Origin of the sequence: Erwinia aphidicola, from assembly GCF_024169515.1 — a bacterium.
Lineage (GTDB): Bacteria > Pseudomonadota > Gammaproteobacteria > Enterobacterales > Enterobacteriaceae > Erwinia > Erwinia aphidicola.
On record NZ_JAMKCQ010000001.1, the window covers coordinates 1,405,349 to 1,421,258 of the forward strand.

11 protein-coding genes are annotated in these 15,910 nt (G+C 58.7%); 2 read left to right on the top strand and 9 right to left on the bottom strand.

Annotated elements, in window-relative coordinates:
- Positions 1–53 precede the first annotated feature (53 nt).
- The 3 genes from J2Y91_RS06580 to glpE all read right to left on the bottom strand — a co-directional run bounded on the left by J2Y91_RS06580 (position 54) and on the right by glpE (position 2,062).
- Positions 54–812 carry a DeoR/GlpR family transcriptional regulator gene (locus tag J2Y91_RS06580; protein WP_133622535.1) on the bottom strand — a complete coding sequence of 253 codons (759 nt, stop codon included), beginning with the start codon at positions 810–812 and terminating at the stop codon, positions 54–56.
- Entirely contained in the window at positions 809–1,639 is an 831-nt protein-coding gene (glpG, locus tag J2Y91_RS06585) for a rhomboid family intramembrane serine protease GlpG (protein ID WP_133622534.1), read from the bottom strand. The genes J2Y91_RS06580 and glpG overlap by 4 nt, the downstream gene beginning before the upstream one ends.
- A 99-nt stretch (positions 1,640–1,738) precedes the next feature.
- The gene (gene glpE / locus J2Y91_RS06590) at positions 1,739–2,062 is read right to left on the bottom strand and encodes a thiosulfate sulfurtransferase GlpE (protein WP_133622533.1); all 324 of its coding nucleotides are present in this window, start codon (positions 2,060–2,062) and stop codon (positions 1,739–1,741) included.
- A 239-nt stretch (positions 2,063–2,301) separates the two neighbouring features.
- Between glpE and glpD the strand changes: the two genes are divergently transcribed.
- The gene (gene glpD / locus J2Y91_RS06595; protein ID WP_133622532.1) at positions 2,302–3,813 is read left to right on the top strand and encodes a glycerol-3-phosphate dehydrogenase; all 1,512 of its coding nucleotides are present in this window, start codon (positions 2,302–2,304) and stop codon (positions 3,811–3,813) included.
- Positions 3,814–3,900: 87 nt separating this feature from the next.
- Here the strand turns inward: glpD and glgP are convergent, their stop codons facing one another.
- The 6 genes from glgP to asd all read right to left on the bottom strand — a co-directional run bounded on the left by glgP (position 3,901) and on the right by asd (position 14,873).
- A complete protein-coding gene (glgP, locus tag J2Y91_RS06600; protein WP_048917710.1) occupies positions 3,901–6,348 on the bottom strand; it encodes a glycogen phosphorylase in 2,448 nt (815 codons plus the stop codon).
- 21 nt (positions 6,349–6,369) lie between these two features.
- Complete coding sequence (gene glgA / locus J2Y91_RS06605; RefSeq protein ID WP_133622531.1) at positions 6,370–7,803, bottom strand: glycogen synthase GlgA; 1,434 nt, start codon at positions 7,801–7,803, stop codon at positions 6,370–6,372.
- Positions 7,804–7,834: 31 nt separating this feature from the next.
- The gene (glgC, locus tag J2Y91_RS06610) at positions 7,835–9,121 is read right to left on the bottom strand and encodes a glucose-1-phosphate adenylyltransferase (RefSeq protein WP_133622530.1); all 1,287 of its coding nucleotides are present in this window, start codon (positions 9,119–9,121) and stop codon (positions 7,835–7,837) included.
- Positions 9,122–9,134: 13 nt separating this feature from the next.
- Positions 9,135–11,120, bottom strand: a complete 1,986-nt coding sequence (gene glgX / locus J2Y91_RS06615; protein WP_133622529.1) for a glycogen debranching protein GlgX — start codon at positions 11,118–11,120, stop codon at positions 9,135–9,137.
- Entirely contained in the window at positions 11,117–13,303 is a 2,187-nt protein-coding gene (gene glgB, locus J2Y91_RS06620; RefSeq protein ID WP_133622528.1) for a 1,4-alpha-glucan branching enzyme, read from the bottom strand. Before glgB ends, glgX begins: the two co-directional genes overlap by 4 nt.
- Before the next feature lie 460 nt (positions 13,304–13,763).
- Entirely contained in the window at positions 13,764–14,873 is a 1,110-nt protein-coding gene (asd, locus tag J2Y91_RS06625) for an aspartate-semialdehyde dehydrogenase (protein WP_133624994.1), read from the bottom strand.
- Positions 14,874–15,146: 273 nt separating this feature from the next.
- On the opposite strand from asd, the gene J2Y91_RS06630 reads away from it, so the two are divergent.
- Complete coding sequence (locus tag J2Y91_RS06630) at positions 15,147–15,740, top strand: YhgN family NAAT transporter (RefSeq protein ID WP_133622527.1); 594 nt, start codon at positions 15,147–15,149, stop codon at positions 15,738–15,740.
- Positions 15,741–15,910: the final 170 nt, after the last annotated feature.

Consider the following 15,910-nt stretch of genomic DNA (forward strand, 5'->3'; position numbering starts at 1 on the left):
TCGGGCTGACCAAAACAGAGGGTCAGCCCCTACGCGTAACGCATCATAACGGGTTAACACAGCTCCAGATGCACTTCGTGCTGCTCGATGGTTTTCATCACGCTCGGCGGCGGTGCTTCATCGGTAAACAGATAGTCGATCAAGCTCATATTTCCGAGGTTAACCATGGCATTGCGGCCAAACTTTGAATGGTCGGCGACCAGCATCACGCAGCGCGAGTTTTCGATAATGGCGCGCTTGGTGCGCACTTCATGATAGTCGAAGTCGAGTAGCGAGCCGTCAAGGTCGATGCCGCTGATGCCAAGAATGCCGTAGTCGAGGCGGAACTGAGAGATATAGTCGAGCGTCGCTTCCCCCATAATTCCCCCGTCGCGGGTGCGCACTTCTCCGCCCGCGAGGATCAGCCGGAAATCCGGCTTCGCCATCAGCAGTACCGCCACGTTGAGATTATTGGTCACAATGCGCAGATTGTTATGGTTCATCAGCGCGTGCGCCACGGCTTCCGGCGTGGTGCCGATATCAATGAACAGCGAGGCACCGTCCGGGATCTGGCTGGCAACGCGCTGAGCGATGCGCGCTTTTTCCGCTGACCACATCATCTTACGATCCTGCCACGCGCTGTTTTCCGAGCTGGAAGGCAGCGCCGCACCGCCGTGATGACGCTGGATCTTATTCTGCTCCGCCAGGTCGTTCAGGTCACGGCGAATAGTCTGCGGGCTGACTACAAAGTGCTCCACCAGCTCCTCGGTACTGACATAGCCCTGACGACGCACCAGTTCGATAATGGCGTCGTGTCGTTGTGTCTGCTTCACTCGCGTCCCCTATTTGTTAACTGTCGCGTATCGACAAACGCCATTGCCAGCCCGACCAGCAGGCCAGTCACATGTGCGGCATTGGCAATCGACAGGCCAAACCAACCGAAGTAGCCCACCAGCAGCCAGAGGACGGCAAACGCCATCAGTCCGCGCTGCAGCTCTATCCCACTTTGCGGGTCGCGCTCGCCGCGCAGCCAGCTGTAGCTCATGAGCGCATACACCACGCCGGAGAGGCCGCCAAACAACACGCCGCTGAACTTCGCCTGCATCCAGCCGCTCAGCAGCGCCGAAATCAGGGCGATCACCAACAGCTTACCGCTGCCGAGGCGTTTTTCCACCGCGCCGCCGAGATACCAGAACCACATCAGGTTAAACAGAATATGCAGCATAGAGAAGTGCAGCAGCGCGTGGCTGAACCAGCGCCACAGCTCCAGATGCTGATCGGCATCCGGCCAGGACAGCACCAGCATCACCGGCTGGTCGCCAAAAACCTGCATCAGGATAAACACCAGAATACAGGCGGCCATGATCAGCAGGGTTAACGGCCCGGCGCGGTCGCGCACGTTGGCCATCAGGGAGGTATGCTGATACTGAATGCCGCTGTCAGTGGTGCCGCTCTGCCAGCTCGCCGCCTGGTAGCGCACATGGTTAGGGTCGCGGATAAACAGGTTAAGTTCGTTTTCGACCACATTCAGCTGCGATTCGTCATCCAGCCACAGCGTATAACCGCTGTCGTGCTCGATGCGCAGCGTAACGCCGCGCGTGGCCATATAGTCAACGAACGCCTGTGCCGGGCGCAGATGCGTAAAGTGAGTAATGCGCATAGTTAGGACGGCTTCCTTTAATCCTGAGCAAACAAAGGCGGCAGTATAGCTTTTTCACCCGACAAGTTGCAGGGGTAACGCCGCGAGCAAAAATGCGCGTTATTGCGCGTCTACCTGGCTGGGGAAGGCGCTGCGCCAGGCATCGAAACCGCCGTCAATGCTGTAAGCCTCGGCAAAACCCTGGGTCAGCAGGTACTGCGCGGCCCCTTTGCTGCTGTTGCCGTGGTAGCACATCACCAGCACTGCCGGGGTAGATTCAGCCCGGGCAAGGAAGGCGGGAAGGGAGTCATTCGTCAGGTGAAATGCGCCGCTAGCATGCCCGGCTGCGTAACTTTGTGGGTCACGAATATCGACCAGCAGCGCGCTGCCGTCAGCCAGTTTCTGCTGTGCCTGCTGCACGCTGATGCACTCAAATTGTTCCATGGTGGGTTCTCGTAACAAGCTAAAAAAGGGAGCGAATAAGTTCCCATTGTAGCCCGAAGGCAGCGCACAATAACCCGGCAGTGATCGGGGAGAAAGCCTTTTTCTTGGGTTAATTATGTTACCTGCATCACGCATAAATGTTTTTATTAGGTTAACGCTGGCATCAATGTTGGTTTCCGACTAATATAATGCTCGAAAACGAACATTATTGAAAGATTCCGAACATCGGAGGAGATGACGTGGAAACCAAAGATCTGATCGTAATCGGCGGCGGCATTAACGGTGCCGGTATTGCGGCTGATGCTGCCGGGCGCGGACTGTCGGTGCTGATGCTGGAGGCGCATGACCTCGCCTGCGCCACCTCTTCCGCCAGTTCTAAACTGATCCACGGTGGCCTGCGCTATCTGGAACATTACGAATTCCGTCTGGTGAGCGAAGCGCTGGCCGAACGTGAAGTACTGCTGAAAATGGCGCCGCATATTGCTTTCCCGATGCGTTTCCGCCTGCCGCACCGCCCGCACCTGCGCCCGGCGTGGATGATCCGCGTGGGTCTGTTTATGTACGATCATCTGGGCAAACGCACCAGCCTGCCGGGCAGTAAAAGTTTGCGCTTTGGCTCAGATTCGGTATTAAAACCGGAAATCGTGCGCGGTTTCGAATATTCCGACTGCTGGGTGGATGATGCGCGCCTGGTGGTGCTCAACGCGCAGGAAATTGAAAAGCGCGGCGGCGAAGTGCGTACCCGCACCCGCGTGACGCGCGCATGGCGTGAAAACGGCCTGTGGAAGGTGGAAGCCGAAGACGTCGACAGCGGCAAAACCTTCACCTGGCAGGCAAAAGGCCTGGTGAATGCCGCCGGCCCGTGGGTGAAGCAGCTGTTTGATGACAGCCTGAAGCTGAAATCCCCTTACGGTATCCGCCTGATCAAAGGCAGCCACATTGTGGTGCCGCGCGTGCATACCCAGAAGCAGGCGTACATTCTGCAAAATGAAGATAACCGTATTGTGTTTGTTATCCCGTGGATGGACGAGTTCTCGATTATCGGCACCACCGACGTGGAGTATAAGGGCGATCCGCAGAGCGTGAAGATTGACGATAACGAGATCGACTATCTGCTCAAAGTGTTTAACGCGCACTTCAAACAGGACCTGGTGAAAGACGATATCGTCTGGACCTACTCCGGCGTGCGTCCGCTGTGTGATGATGAATCCGATTCTCCGCAGGCCATTACCCGTGACTACACGCTCGACGTGCACGACGATGCCGGTCAGGCGCCGCTGCTCTCGGTGTTTGGCGGCAAGCTGACCACCTATCGTAAGCTGGCCGAGCATGCGATGGAAAAACTCAGCAAGTATTATCCGAATATCGGAGCGGCCTGGACCAAAAGCTGCGTGCTGCCGGGCGGAAACTTCGCCGGTACGCGTGAAGATTACGCCGCCAGCCTGCGTCGCCGCTTCCCGTTCATTACGGAAGCGATGGCACGTCACTATGCGCGCACCTACGGCAGCAATAGCGAAGTGCTGCTGAAGGATACCACCAGCCTGGAAGATCTCGGCGAGCTGTTTGGTCACCACTTCTACGAGGCGGAGCTGCGTTACCTGGTGGATCATGAGTGGGTGCGTGCTACCGATGATGCTATCTGGCGCCGTACCAAAGAGGGGATGTGGCTGAACGATCAACAGCAGGCGCGCGTCACCGAATGGCTGGCGCAGCACGGAAAAAAACCCACGGTACTGTCGCTGGCGTCATAAAAGAGAGGGCGACCGAAAAAGGTCGCCCTCTACCTATATTCCGTGTAGGGGTCGACCTTTTTTTCCGGTCGACCCGTCAATCACGCTTTACAGCCGCACCGGCTTAATCGCCCAGATCTCATCCGCATACTCCTGGATGGTACGATCCGACGAGAAGTAGCCCATATTGGCGATGTTGTGCACCGCACGACGCGTCCACTCCTCCTGATTGCGATACAGCTTATCCACCTCATCCTGCATATCCACATAGCTACGGTAGTCGGCCAGCAGCTGATAGTGGTCGCCAAGACTGACCAGCGAATCAAAGATATTGTGGTAGCGCCCCGGCTCCTGCGGGCTGAATAGCCCGGTAGCGATCTGCGTCAGCGCCTGATGCAGCTCGGCATCTTTCTCATAAAAATCACGCCCGTTGTAGCCGCTGGCGCGCAGCGCCTCCACCTGCGGCGTGGTGTTACCGAAGATAAAGATATTCTCCTCACCGACGTGCTCCTGCATTTCGACATTAGCCCCGTCCAGCGTACCGATAGTGAGCGCGCCGTTAAGCGCAAACTTCATGTTACTGGTGCCGGAAGCCTCGGTGCCCGCCAGCGAAATCTGCTCGGAGAGATCGGCCGCCGGAATAATGATCTGCGCGATACTGACGCCGTAGTTGGGAATAAACACCACCTTCAGCTTGTTCTTCACCTGCGGATCGTTATTGATCACCTGCGCCACGTCGTTGATCAAATGAATAATATGCTTCGCCATAAAGTAAGCCGAGGCGGCTTTCCCGGCGAAGATGTTCACGCGCGGCACCCAGTCGGCGGTCGGGTCCGCTTTGATGCGGTTATAGCGGGTGATGACATGCAGCACGTTGAGCAACTGGCGCTTGTACTCGTGGATACGCTTGATCTGCACATCGAACATCGCGCGCGGATCGATAACGATATCCATCTTCTGACTCACCCAGGCGGCAAGGCGCTTTTTATTCGCCAGCTTGGCGGCGCTGACCTGCTGAATAAACTCCGGGTAGTCGATGTGCTGCTCCAGCTCGGCGAGCTGGCTCAGCTCGGTACGCCAGTTGCGGCCAATGGTGTCATCCAGCACGTCGGAGAGCGCCGGGTTGGCCAGCGCCAGCCAGCGGCGCGGCGTCACGCCGTTGGTTTTGTTGCAGAAGCGGCCGGGGAACAGGGTGGCGAAGTCGGCAAACAGTGACTGCACCATCAGGTTGGAGTGCAGCTCGGAGACGCCGTTGACCTTGTGGCTGACCACCACCGCCAGCCACGCCATGCGAATGCGGCGGCCGTTGTTCTCGTCGATGATCGAAATCCGCGACAGCAGCGCCCAGTCATCCGGGTAATACTCCTGAATGGTCTTCAGGAAGTAGTCGTTAATATCAAAGATGATTTGCAGATGGCGCGGCAGGATCTTGCCGATCATATCCACCGGCCAGGTTTCCAGCGCTTCCTGCATCAGCGTGTGGTTGGTGTAGGAGAACACCTGACAGGTGACTTCGAACGCATCGTCCCAGGTAAATTTGTTCTCGTCGATCAATAAGCGCATCAGCTCGGGGATCGCCAGCACCGGGTGAGTATCGTTGAGGTGCAGCGCGATTTTGTCCGCGAGGTTGTCAAAGGTCTGGTGCATCGCCCAGTGGCGGTGGAGGATATCCTGCACCGTGGCAGACACCAGGAAATACTCCTGGCGCAGGCGCAGCTCGCGGCCTGAGTAGGTGGAGTCATCCGGGTAGAGCACGCGCGACACGTTCTCAGAGTGGTTTTTATCTTCCACCGCCGCGAAGTAATCCCCCTGGTTAAACTTACCGAGGTTAATTTCATTACTCGCCTGCGCGCCCCACAGCCGCAGCGTGTTGGTAGCATCGGTGTCGTAGCCGGGGATAATCTGGTCATACGCGGTCGCCAGCACCTCTTCGGTTTCCACCCAGCGGGCGCGGCTGCCCTCCTGCTGGATACGCCCGCCGAAGCGCACTTTGTAGCGGGTGTTAAAGCGCTCGAACTCCCACGGATTACCGTACTCCAGCCAGTAGTCCGGCGACTCGGCCTGGCGGCCGTCGACGATATTCTGCTTAAACATGCCGTATTCGTAGCGGATGCCGTAGCCGCGCCCCGGCAGGCCGAGGGTTGCCAGCGAGTCGAGGAAGCAGGCCGCCAGGCGGCCCAAACCGCCGTTGCCCAGGCCGGGGTCGCTCTCTTCTTCAATCAGCTCTTCGAGGTCAAACCCCATCTCATCAAGCGCCGCTTTGGCATCGTCATAGATACCCATCGCCAGCAGCGCATTCGACAGCGTGCGCCCGACCAGAAACTCCATCGACAGGTAGTATACCTGGCGCACGTCCTGCGACAGCTGCGCACGGTTTGATCGCAGCCAGCGCTCCACCATGCGGTCTCGCACCGCCAGCAGCGTGGCGTTAAGCCACTCATGCTTGTTGGCGATTGAGGGATCTTTACCGATGGTGAACATCAGTTTATAGGCAATCGAGTGCTTAAGTGCATCTACGCTGAGCGTCGGGGAGGCGTAGGAGAAAGGTGCGTTCATATCAATTTTCCCATTTACTGGTTACAACAAACGTTGATAGAGATCGCGGTAGGCCACCGCAGCCACCTGCCAGCTAAAATCCATCCCCATCGCCTGACGCTGAACGTAGCGCCACAATGAAGGACGGGACCAGAGTACAAAAGCACGTCGGATAGCACGCAGTAATGACCAGGCGTTACTGTCTTCAAATACAAAGCCGCTGGCGATGCCATCGGCTAAATTTTCCAGCGAACTGTCATTGACCGTGTCGGCCAGCCCCCCGGTGCGCCGCACCAGCGGAAGCGTGCCGTATTTCAGGCCATAGAGCTGCGTTAGCCCGCACGGTTCAAAACGGCTCGGCACCATTATCACATCGGCACCGCCCATGATGCGGTGCGAGAACGCTTCGTGATAGCCAATCTGCACCCCCACCTGGCCGGGATACTCGGCGGCAGCGGCGAGGAATCCCTGCTGGATATCCGCATCCCCCGCCCCCAGCAGCACCAGTTGTCCACCCTGCTCCAGCAGTCCGGGCAGCGCTTCCAGCACCAGGTCGAGACCTTTCTGCTTGGTCAGGCGGCTGACCACGGCGAAGACCGGCACTTTATCGTCGGTCTTCAACCCCATCGTCACCTGCAGCTGGCGCTTATTCTCCTGCTTCGCTTCCAGTACGTCACGGTTATAACGTGCGCTTAACAATAAATCCTGCTGCGGGTCCCAGATTTCCGGGTCGACACCGTTCAGGATCCCCGTCAGCCTGCCCTCCAGCTGACGCTGTTTGAGCAGATCTTCCATGCCGTAACCGAACTCCGGCAGGGTTATCTCGCGCGCGTAGGTCGGGCTGACGGCGGTAATGTGATCGGCGTAAAACAGCCCGGCTTTCAGGTAGGAGATCTGACCAAAGAACTCCAGCCCGTGCATATTGAAGAACGACTGCGGCAGCTGAATTTCTTCCAGGTGGTGCGCTTTAAACAGCCCCTGATAGGCGAGGTTGTGCACGGTAAACACCGACTTCGCCGGGCGCCCGCGAGCGGCCAGATAGGCACAGGTCAGGCCAGCATGCCAGTCATGCGCGTGCACCACATCGGGCCGCCAGTGGCTATCCAGCCCGCAGCCCAGTTCACACCCCACCCACCCTAACAGCGCAAAGCGCAGGTAGTTATCGGTATAGGCAAACTGCGACTCATCGTGATACGGGCTGCCGGGCCGCTCGTACAGGCCCGGCGCATCGATCAGGTAGATCCCCACCCCATTGAAGTGCCCAAACAGCAGCTCAACTTCGCCCGCAAAAGTTTGCATCTTCGCCACCACCTCGGTGTTGGGGATGCCTTTTTTCAGCGCCGGAAACGCTGGAATTAATACCCGGGTATCGGTGCCTTCCGCAATTTGCGCCGCCGGTAATGCCCCAACAACATCAGCAAGCCCGCCGGTTTTCAGCAGCGGGAAAATTTCTGAACAGACATGTAACACCTGCATTATCGGCTCCTTTATTCAAGCACATACCTGACTAACGCCATCCGAGCTTCGCCAGCATCGTCCGGGTGACCAGCACTATTCCTTCTTCAGACCGGTGGAAACGTCGGGCATCATCGTCCGGGTTTTCGCCAATCACCGTCCCTTCTGGCAGCTCGCAGGCGCGGTCAATCACGCAGCGGCGCAGGCGGCAGGAGCGACCCACCACCACGTCCGGCAGTAATACCGACGACTCAATATTGCAGAAGGAGTTAATCCGAACCCGTGAGAACAGCACCGAGTTCACTACCACCGAACCGGAGATAATGCAGCCCCCCGATACCAGTGAATTCATCGTCATACCGTGACTGCCCGAGCGGTCCTGCACAAACTTGGCCGGCGGCAGCGGCTCCATATGGGTACGGATAGGCCAGCTGCTGTCGTACATGTCCAGCTCAGGCATTACCGAGGCAAGATCGAGGTTAGCTTTCCAGTAGGCCTCCAGCGTGCCGACGTCGCGCCAGTAAGGTTCTGCCGTCTCATCCTGCTGCACGCAGGAGAGGCTGAAGGAGTGTGCGAACGCCTCACCGCTGGCAACGATTTTCGGCAGCAGATCTTTGCCAAAATCGTGATTCGACTCCGGCAGCTCCATGTCATCTTCCAGCAGCCCGTAAAGGTAGTCGGCATCAAAGACGTAGATGCCCATGCTGGCTAAGGCTTTGCTGTCATCGCCGGGCATCGACGGCGGGCTGTCCGGTTTCTCAAGGAATTCGACCACTTTGTTGTCGTCATCCACCTTCATCACGCCAAAGGCGCTGGCCTCATGCAGCGGCACCGGCAGGCAGGCGATGGTGCAGCGCGCGCCGCTGTCGACGTGGTCGATCAGCATGCGCGAGTAGTCCATCTTGTAGATGTGGTCCCCGGCGAGGATCACGATGTACTTGGCGCGATAGCGGCGGATGATATCGAGGTTCTGCGTCACCGCATCCGCCGTGCCGCGATACCAGTGTTCCGTCGACAGGCGCTGCTGGGCGGGCAGCAGGTCGACAAACTCATTCATCTCTTCATTGAGGAAAGACCAGCCGCGCTGGATATGCTGCACCAGCGTATGCGACTGATATTGGGTGATCACCGCGATGCGCCGGATGCCGGAGTTCAGGCAGTTGGAGAGCGCAAAGTCGATGATGCGGAATTTACCGCCGAAGTGAACGGCGGGCTTAGCGCGTTTGGCAGTCAGGTCTCTTAAGCGCGTTCCGCGACCGCCAGCGAGGATCAGGGCGACAGTTTGGGTTGGCAATTGTCTTGCCAGCATGACAGGGTCGTTCTTATCTAATTTGCTCATGTCTGACTCCTATTTATGATTGTTTCTGGAACACGCACACACCGTGCGCGGCTCCATGCCAGACAGTTAACAGAATCGGGTTATCATCCCCGGCGAAGGGAGGAATGGCATGCCATTGCCCCTGAGGTAACACCAGGTCGCACACTTCTTCGGTGGCGTTGCAGGTTATCAACCAATGCTGTGAAAGCCGGATCTGCAAACGGTGCACACCCTGCTCCCACTCCGCAGCGCTGAGCGGCAGCCCCTGGCTGTTCAGCCACTCAACGTTGCCATCTCCCTCCTGCCACCAGCTATCCTGCTGCAGCGCCGGGATGCGGCGACGCAGATGGATCAAAGCGGCAGTGAAGGCAAATAAACCGCGGTCTTGCCGCTGCCAGTCCAGCCACGTCAGTGGGTTGTCCTGGCAATAGGCATTATTATTTCCGTGCTGGCTGTGGCCGTGTTCGTCCCCGGCCAGCAGCATCGGCGTTCCCTGCGCCAGCAGCAGGGTGGTCAGCAGCGCATGCACGCTGCGCCGCCGATGCTCGGTAACCAGCAACGGTGCATGCAAGCCTTCCACGCCGTGGTTGTGGCTGAAATTGCTGTTACTGCCGTCGCGGTTATCCTCGCCGTTGGCCTCGTTATGCTTTTGCCCGTAGCTGACCACATCACGCAGCGTAAAGCCGTCGTGCGCGGTGATCAGATTGATGCTGCTGGAGGGCTGGCGCTGGGCGCGCTGGAACACATCGCTGGACCCGGCAAAGCGGCGGGCGAAATCGCCGTTGGAGAGGTCGCCGTGCAGCCAGTAGCGCCGCGCCGCATCGCGAAAATGGTCGTTCCACTCGGCAAACGGTGGCGGGAAATTACCCACCTGGTAGCCGCCGGGGCCGATGTCCCACGGTTCGGCAATCAGCTTGCAGGCCGAGAGCAGCGGATCGGCGACGATCGCCTGGAACAGCGGCGCATCCGCCCGGTAGTCCGGCGTGCGCCCCAGCACGGTGGCGAGGTCGAACCGAAAACCGTCGATATGGCACTCCTCCACCCAATAGCGCAGGCAGTCGAGCGCCCACGCCATCACCGCAGGGTGGCTGAGGTTCTGCGTGTTGCCGCAGCCGGTCCAGTTGCGGTACTCGCCCTGCTCGTCCAGCCAGTAATAGCTCTGGTTATCGATGCCGCGCATTGACAGGGTCGGGCCGGTCTCTTCCAGCTCGGCGGTATGGTTGAACACCACGTCGAGGATCACTTCAATCCCCGCTTTGTGCAGCGCTTTCACCGCCTGCTGAAATTCACGCCTGGGGTGCAGCTCATTACGCCCGGAAGCGTAGCGCGCCTCCAGCGCATAGCAGGCCAGCGGGTTGTAGCCCCAGTAGTTGCTTAAGCCCTGGCGCAGCAGGCGCGGCTCGCTGGCGAAGCTGGCGACGGGCAGCAGTTCGAGGGTGGTAATGCCGAGGCGCTTGAAATAGTCAATCATCACCGGATGACCCAGCGCAGCGTAGGTGCCGCGGATCGCTTCCGGCAGCTCAGGATGGAGTTTAGTCAGCCCACGCACGTGCGCCTCATAAATCACCGTGCTGCCCCAGGGTATGCGTGGCGCGACATCATCTTCCCAGTCGAAATCATTCGCCAGCACCACGCTTTTCGGTGCCAGCGGCCCGCTGTCAGTCGGGTCTGGCTGCTGCACGCCACACTGGAAACACGGGTGGTCAGTCACCTCGCCCACCACTTCGCACGCTCGCGGATCGAGCAGCAGCTTAGCCGGGTTAAAGCGCTGGCCGATCTGCGGCTGCCAGGGGCCGTGTACCCGGTAGCCGTAGCGCTGACCGGGGCGCACGGCGGGCAGATAGCCGTGCCAGATATCCCCGCTGCGCGCCGGCAGATCAACGCGGGTTTCGCTACCGGCAGCATCAAACAGGCACAGCTCCACGCGCTCGGCGTGCTGCGAAAACAGGGTGAAGTTCACCCCTCTGCCATCATAGCTGGCCCCCTGCGGAAAGGGCTCACCGCTGCGGATGGGCGTCATTCAGCCTCCCGCACCAGCCACAGCGTAGCGAGCGGCGGCAGCGTTATGCTCAGCGAGTGGCTGCGGTTATGGCTGCCCCAGTCGTCGGTGATGAGGGTGCCTAGATTGCCATTGTTACTGCCGTGATAGTGGCCGGAATCGGTATTCAGCACTTCACGCCAGCGCCCGGCACCAGACACCCCGAAGCGGTAGTCGTAACGCGGCACGGGAGTAAAGTTGCTGGCGACGATCAGCTCATTGCCGTCGCGGTCGCGGCGCACAAAGACAAATACCGAGTTATCAAAATCATCCACCACCAGCCACTCAAAACCGGCCGGGTCGAAATCCAGCTGATAGAGCGGCGGGTTAGCCTGATAGGTGTGGTTGAGGTCGCGCACCAGCCGCTGCACGCCGTTGTGCCAGCCGTCCTCGCCCTCCAGCAGATGCCAGTCCAGGCTGGTGTCGTGGTTCCACTCTTTCCCCTGGGCGAACTCGTTGCCCATAAACAGCAGCTTTTTGCCGGGGAAGCCGAACATCCAGCCGTAATAGGCGCGCAGGTTAGCGAACTTCTGCCAGGCATCGCCCGGCATGCGGTCGAGGATCGAGCGCTTGCCGTGGACCACTTCATCGTGCGACAGCGGCAGCACAAAGTTTTCGGTGTAGTTGTAGAGCATGCCGAAGGTCATCAGGTCGTGATGATGGCGGCGATAAATCGGGTCGAGCGACATATAGTCGAGAGTGTCGTGCATCCAGCCGAGGTTCCACTTAAACCAGAAGCCCAGCCCACCCATCTCCTGCGGTCGCGACACGCCGCCAAAATCGGTCGACTCCTCCGCCACGGTAATTGAGCCGGGCGCGGCGTGGCCCAGCGTGCGGTTGGTGTAGCGCAGGAAAGAGATTGCTTCAAGATTCTCGCGCCCGCCAAGGTGGTTTGGCACCCACTCACCTTCGGCGCGGCTGTAGTCGCGATAGATCATCGATGCCACGGCATCCACGCGCAGCCCGTCGATGCCGAAACGCTCCACCCAGTAGAGTGCATTGCCCGCCAGATAGTTGCTGACCTCGCGGCGCCCAAAGTTATAGATCAGCGTGTTCCAGTCCTGGTGAAAGCCTTCACGCGGGTCGCCGTGCTCGTACAGCTCGGTGCCGTCAAACTTCGCCAGGCCAAAATCATCGGATGGAAAGTGGCCCGGCACCCAGTCGAGCAGCACGTTCAGCCCGGCCTGGTGCGCGGCGGTAATAAACTCACGGAACTCGTCGCGGGTGCCAAAGCGGCGCGTCGGCGCATACATTCCCAGCGGCTGGTAGCCCCAGCTGCCGTCGAACGGATGCTCATTGATCGGCAGTAGTTCAAGGTGGGTGAAGCCCATCTCTTTAACATAGGGCACCAGCTGCTCAGCCAGCTCTTTGTAGCTGAGCCAGAAGTGGTTATCGGTGTGACGACGCCAGGAGCCGAGGTGAACCTCGTATATCGAGATGGGTGCATCAAAGCCGTTGGCGCGCTGACGCTCCGGCGAGAGCGTGGTTTTTTCCGGAATACCGCAGATCATCGAGGCCGTTTGCGGGCGCATCTGCGCTTCAAAGGCATACGGGTCAGCCTTCAGCCGCAGCTGGCCGTCTTTGTCGATGATCTCAAATTTATACAGCTGCCCGGTGCGGGCGGCGGGGACAAACAGTTCCCAGACGCCAATTTCCCGCCGCAGGCGCATCGGATGGCGGCGGCCGTCCCAAAAGTTAAACTCGCCGACCACCGAGACGCGCTGCGCGTTCGGCGCCCACACCGCAAAGCGCGTGCCGATCACCCCATCAATGACGTCGGCATGTGCCCCCATGGTTTCGTAGGGACGCAGGTGCGTGCCTTCCGCCAGCAGCCAGCTGTCCATTTCCGGCAGCAGTGGGCCAAAGCGGTAGGCATCATCAATCAGGTTTTGCTCGCCGTGCCAGGTGACGGCAAGCTGATAGCGAAAGGGATTTTTCCGGCGCGGTACCACGCCATGAAAGAAACCGCGTGCGTCCTGGCACTCCAGCTGCACGCACTTTTGCCCGGTACGGGTATCGATCACCCAAACTTCAGTGGCATCCGGCAACAGGGCGCGCACTTCAAGACCGCTTGCGGTCTGGTGCATACCCAGCAGGGAAAAGGGGTCAGCAAAATGACCAGAAACTAATGCATTGATAACATTGCGATCTACAAGCTCTGACATGACTTTCTTCCCGTGATGGTCGGCAGGCGAAAATTAAGCCAGGGAAGGCATAACCCATGCACTGCTCTTCATTGAGCCTAAATCACGCTGGCAGGACCGGACCTTCCCTTGGAAAAAACCGCCGCCGCGCGCAACAAACTAACCGTTCATAAAGCAAAATTATTCTGGGAGAGTGACGTTTTAAGCATAGCCAGGGCACAACAATAACCCTGCCTGAAAGCGTAAATATATTTCTTTCAGATCCACGTTTGTTGTTGTAGAGGCGAGAAGCAGGAAGCTAAGTGCATTCTTAAAAAGGCCGGAGGGCAGCGCCCGTGGCACGGTTAAGATGCTGAAATCTGACGCAGAGGATCGTCAGAAAAGAGATTACGGGTGGATCTGGTTTTAGTGAAAACGCTGGAGCACTAAGATACAGGGTGACATCTTCCCCCGCGTCAAAACGGGGGAAGCGTCACAACTTTTAACCGACCAACAGGCGTAACATGCGGCGCAGCGGCTCGGCCGCGCCCCACAGCAGCTGATCGCCGACGGTGAAGGCAGAGAGATACTCCGGCCCCATGTTCAGCTTACGCAAGCGGCCAACCGGGGTGTTCAGCGTGCCGGTCACGGCGGCTGGGGTCAGTTCACGCATGGAGATCTCACGGTCGTTCGGCACCACTTTCACCCATTCGTTGTGCGAAGCCAGCATCTGCTCAATTTCGCCCAGCGGCACATCTTTTTTCAGCTTCAGCGTAAAGGCCTGGCTGTGGCAGCGCAGCGCACCGACGCGGACGCAAAGGCCATCCACTGGGATCACGCTGCTGGTACGCAGAATTTTGTTGGTTTCCGCCTGCCCTTTCCACTCTTCACGCGTCTGGCCGTTATCCAGCTGCTTGTCGATCCATGGGATCAGGCTGCCCGCCAGCGGCACGCCGAAGTTATCGGTTGGCAGCACGCCGGTGCGGCTCAGCTCGGTGACTTTGCGTTCAATATCGAGGATGGCAGAAGCCGGGTCCTGCAGCTCTTTCGCCACGTGATTGTGCAGCATGCCCATCTGGGTCAACAGCTCGCGCATATGGCGCGCGCCGCCGCCGGAAGCCGCCTGATAGGTCGCCACTGACGCCCACTCAATCAGATTGTTTTCAAACAGGCCGCCCAGCGACATCAGCATCAGGCTGACGGTGCAGTTGCCGCCGACGAAGGTTTTAATCCCTTTATCGAGGCCGTCGTGGATCACCTTATGGTTGACCGGGTCGAGGATGATAATGGCATCATCTTTCATGCGCAGAGTGGAAGCCGCATCAATCCAGTAGCCATTCCAGCCCGCCGCGCGCAGCTTAGGGTAGATGTCGCTGGTGTAATCGCCACCCTGGCAGGTGATGATGATATCCAGCGCCTTCAGCGCTTCAATATCAAACGCATCCTGCAGCGTGCCTGCCGGGCGCCCGCCAAACTCCGGCGCGGCCTGGCCGTGCTGAGAAGTAGAAAAGAATACCGGGCGGATCACATCAAAATCGCGCTCTTCACTCATGCGCTGCATCAGTACCGAGCCAACCATGCCACGCCAACCTACCAGTCCAACTGTCTTCATCATGCACCTGCTTCAGGCTACTTTACTTGCCATTTTGCCTCCCGGCAGTGCGCGCAATCCTCACGTACTACAGTACGCTGCGGTTGCTGTGCGCTGGCGGTAAGCAAACTGGCTGCGCCAGTAACGCCTGACCTGTTAGAGTTAATAAAAGAAATAGGGTTAAACCTTACAAGGTGCAGCAAAAGTGGCAAGTGAATTAAATCGATTAAGCCGGTTTTTTTAGCAGCTACGCTTATAACGCGTGAGCATTGATAATTAAAGAGAACAACGACGATGACCGAAATGATCTCGGCGACGATATTATTGTTGCTGATTATGGACCCGCTGGGCAATTTGCCGATTTTTATGTCGGTATTAAAGCATCTGGAGCCGAAACGTCGACGCATGGTGCTGATGCGCGAAATGCTGATTGCGCTGCTGATTATGCTGCTGTTCCTGTTCGCCGGGGAAAAAATACTTAGCTTCCTCAACCTGCGTACGGAAACGGTGTCGATCTCCGGGGGGATAATTCTGTTTCTGATTGCGATTAAGATGATCTTCCCCGGTCAGGAGAGCAGCAGCAGCGGATTATCCGCAGGTGAAGAGCCGTTCCTGGTACCGCTGGCGATCCCGCTGGTGGCCGGGCCGTCCCTGCTGGCGACGCTGATGCTGCTGTCGCACCAGTATCCGCATCAGATGGGTCATCTGGTGGGCGCGCTGCTGATAGCCTGGGGCGCTACGGTGGCGATCCTGCTGCTGTCGGGGCTGTTCCTGCGCCTGCTGGGGGATAAAGGCGTGAACGCGCTGGAGAGGCTGATGGGGTTGATTTTGATTATGCTGGCGACGCAGATGTTTATGGATGGGATACGCGCGTATTTGAAACTGTGACGATCGCGGGCGAGGCATGCCTCGCCCCTACGGTTTTGTCCGGGTCGGGCATGCCTCGCCCCTGCGGTTTTGTCCGGGTCGGGCATGCCTCGCCCCTGCGGTTTTGTCCGGGTCGGGCATGCCTCGCCCCTACGGTTTTGTCCGGGTCGGGCATGCCTCGCCCCAGCGGT

Bases quoted from the DNA above. Each gene is read 5' to 3' on its own strand.
- glpG (WP_133622534.1), bottom strand. From the start codon at position 1,639: ATGCGCATTACTCACTTTACGCATCTGCGCCCGGCACAGGCGTTCGTT.
- glpE (WP_133622533.1), bottom strand. From the start codon at position 2,062: ATGGAACAATTTGAGTGCATCAGCGTGCAGCAGGCACAGCAGAAACTG.
- glgP (WP_048917710.1), bottom strand. From the start codon at position 6,348: ATGAACGCACCTTTCTCCTACGCCTCCCCGACGCTCAGCGTAGATGCA.
- glgA (WP_133622531.1), bottom strand. From the start codon at position 7,803: ATGCAGGTGTTACATGTCTGTTCAGAAATTTTCCCGCTGCTGAAAACC.
- glgC (WP_133622530.1), bottom strand. From the start codon at position 9,121: ATGAGCAAATTAGATAAGAACGACCCTGTCATGCTGGCAAGACAATTG.
- glgX (WP_133622529.1), bottom strand. From the start codon at position 11,120: ATGACGCCCATCCGCAGCGGTGAGCCCTTTCCGCAGGGGGCCAGCTAT.
- glgB (WP_133622528.1), bottom strand. From the start codon at position 13,303: ATGTCAGAGCTTGTAGATCGCAATGTTATCAATGCATTAGTTTCTGGT.
- asd (WP_133624994.1), bottom strand. From the start codon at position 14,873: ATGAAGACAGTTGGACTGGTAGGTTGGCGTGGCATGGTTGGCTCGGTA.
- J2Y91_RS06630 (WP_133622527.1), top strand. From the start codon at position 15,147: ATGACCGAAATGATCTCGGCGACGATATTATTGTTGCTGATTATGGAC.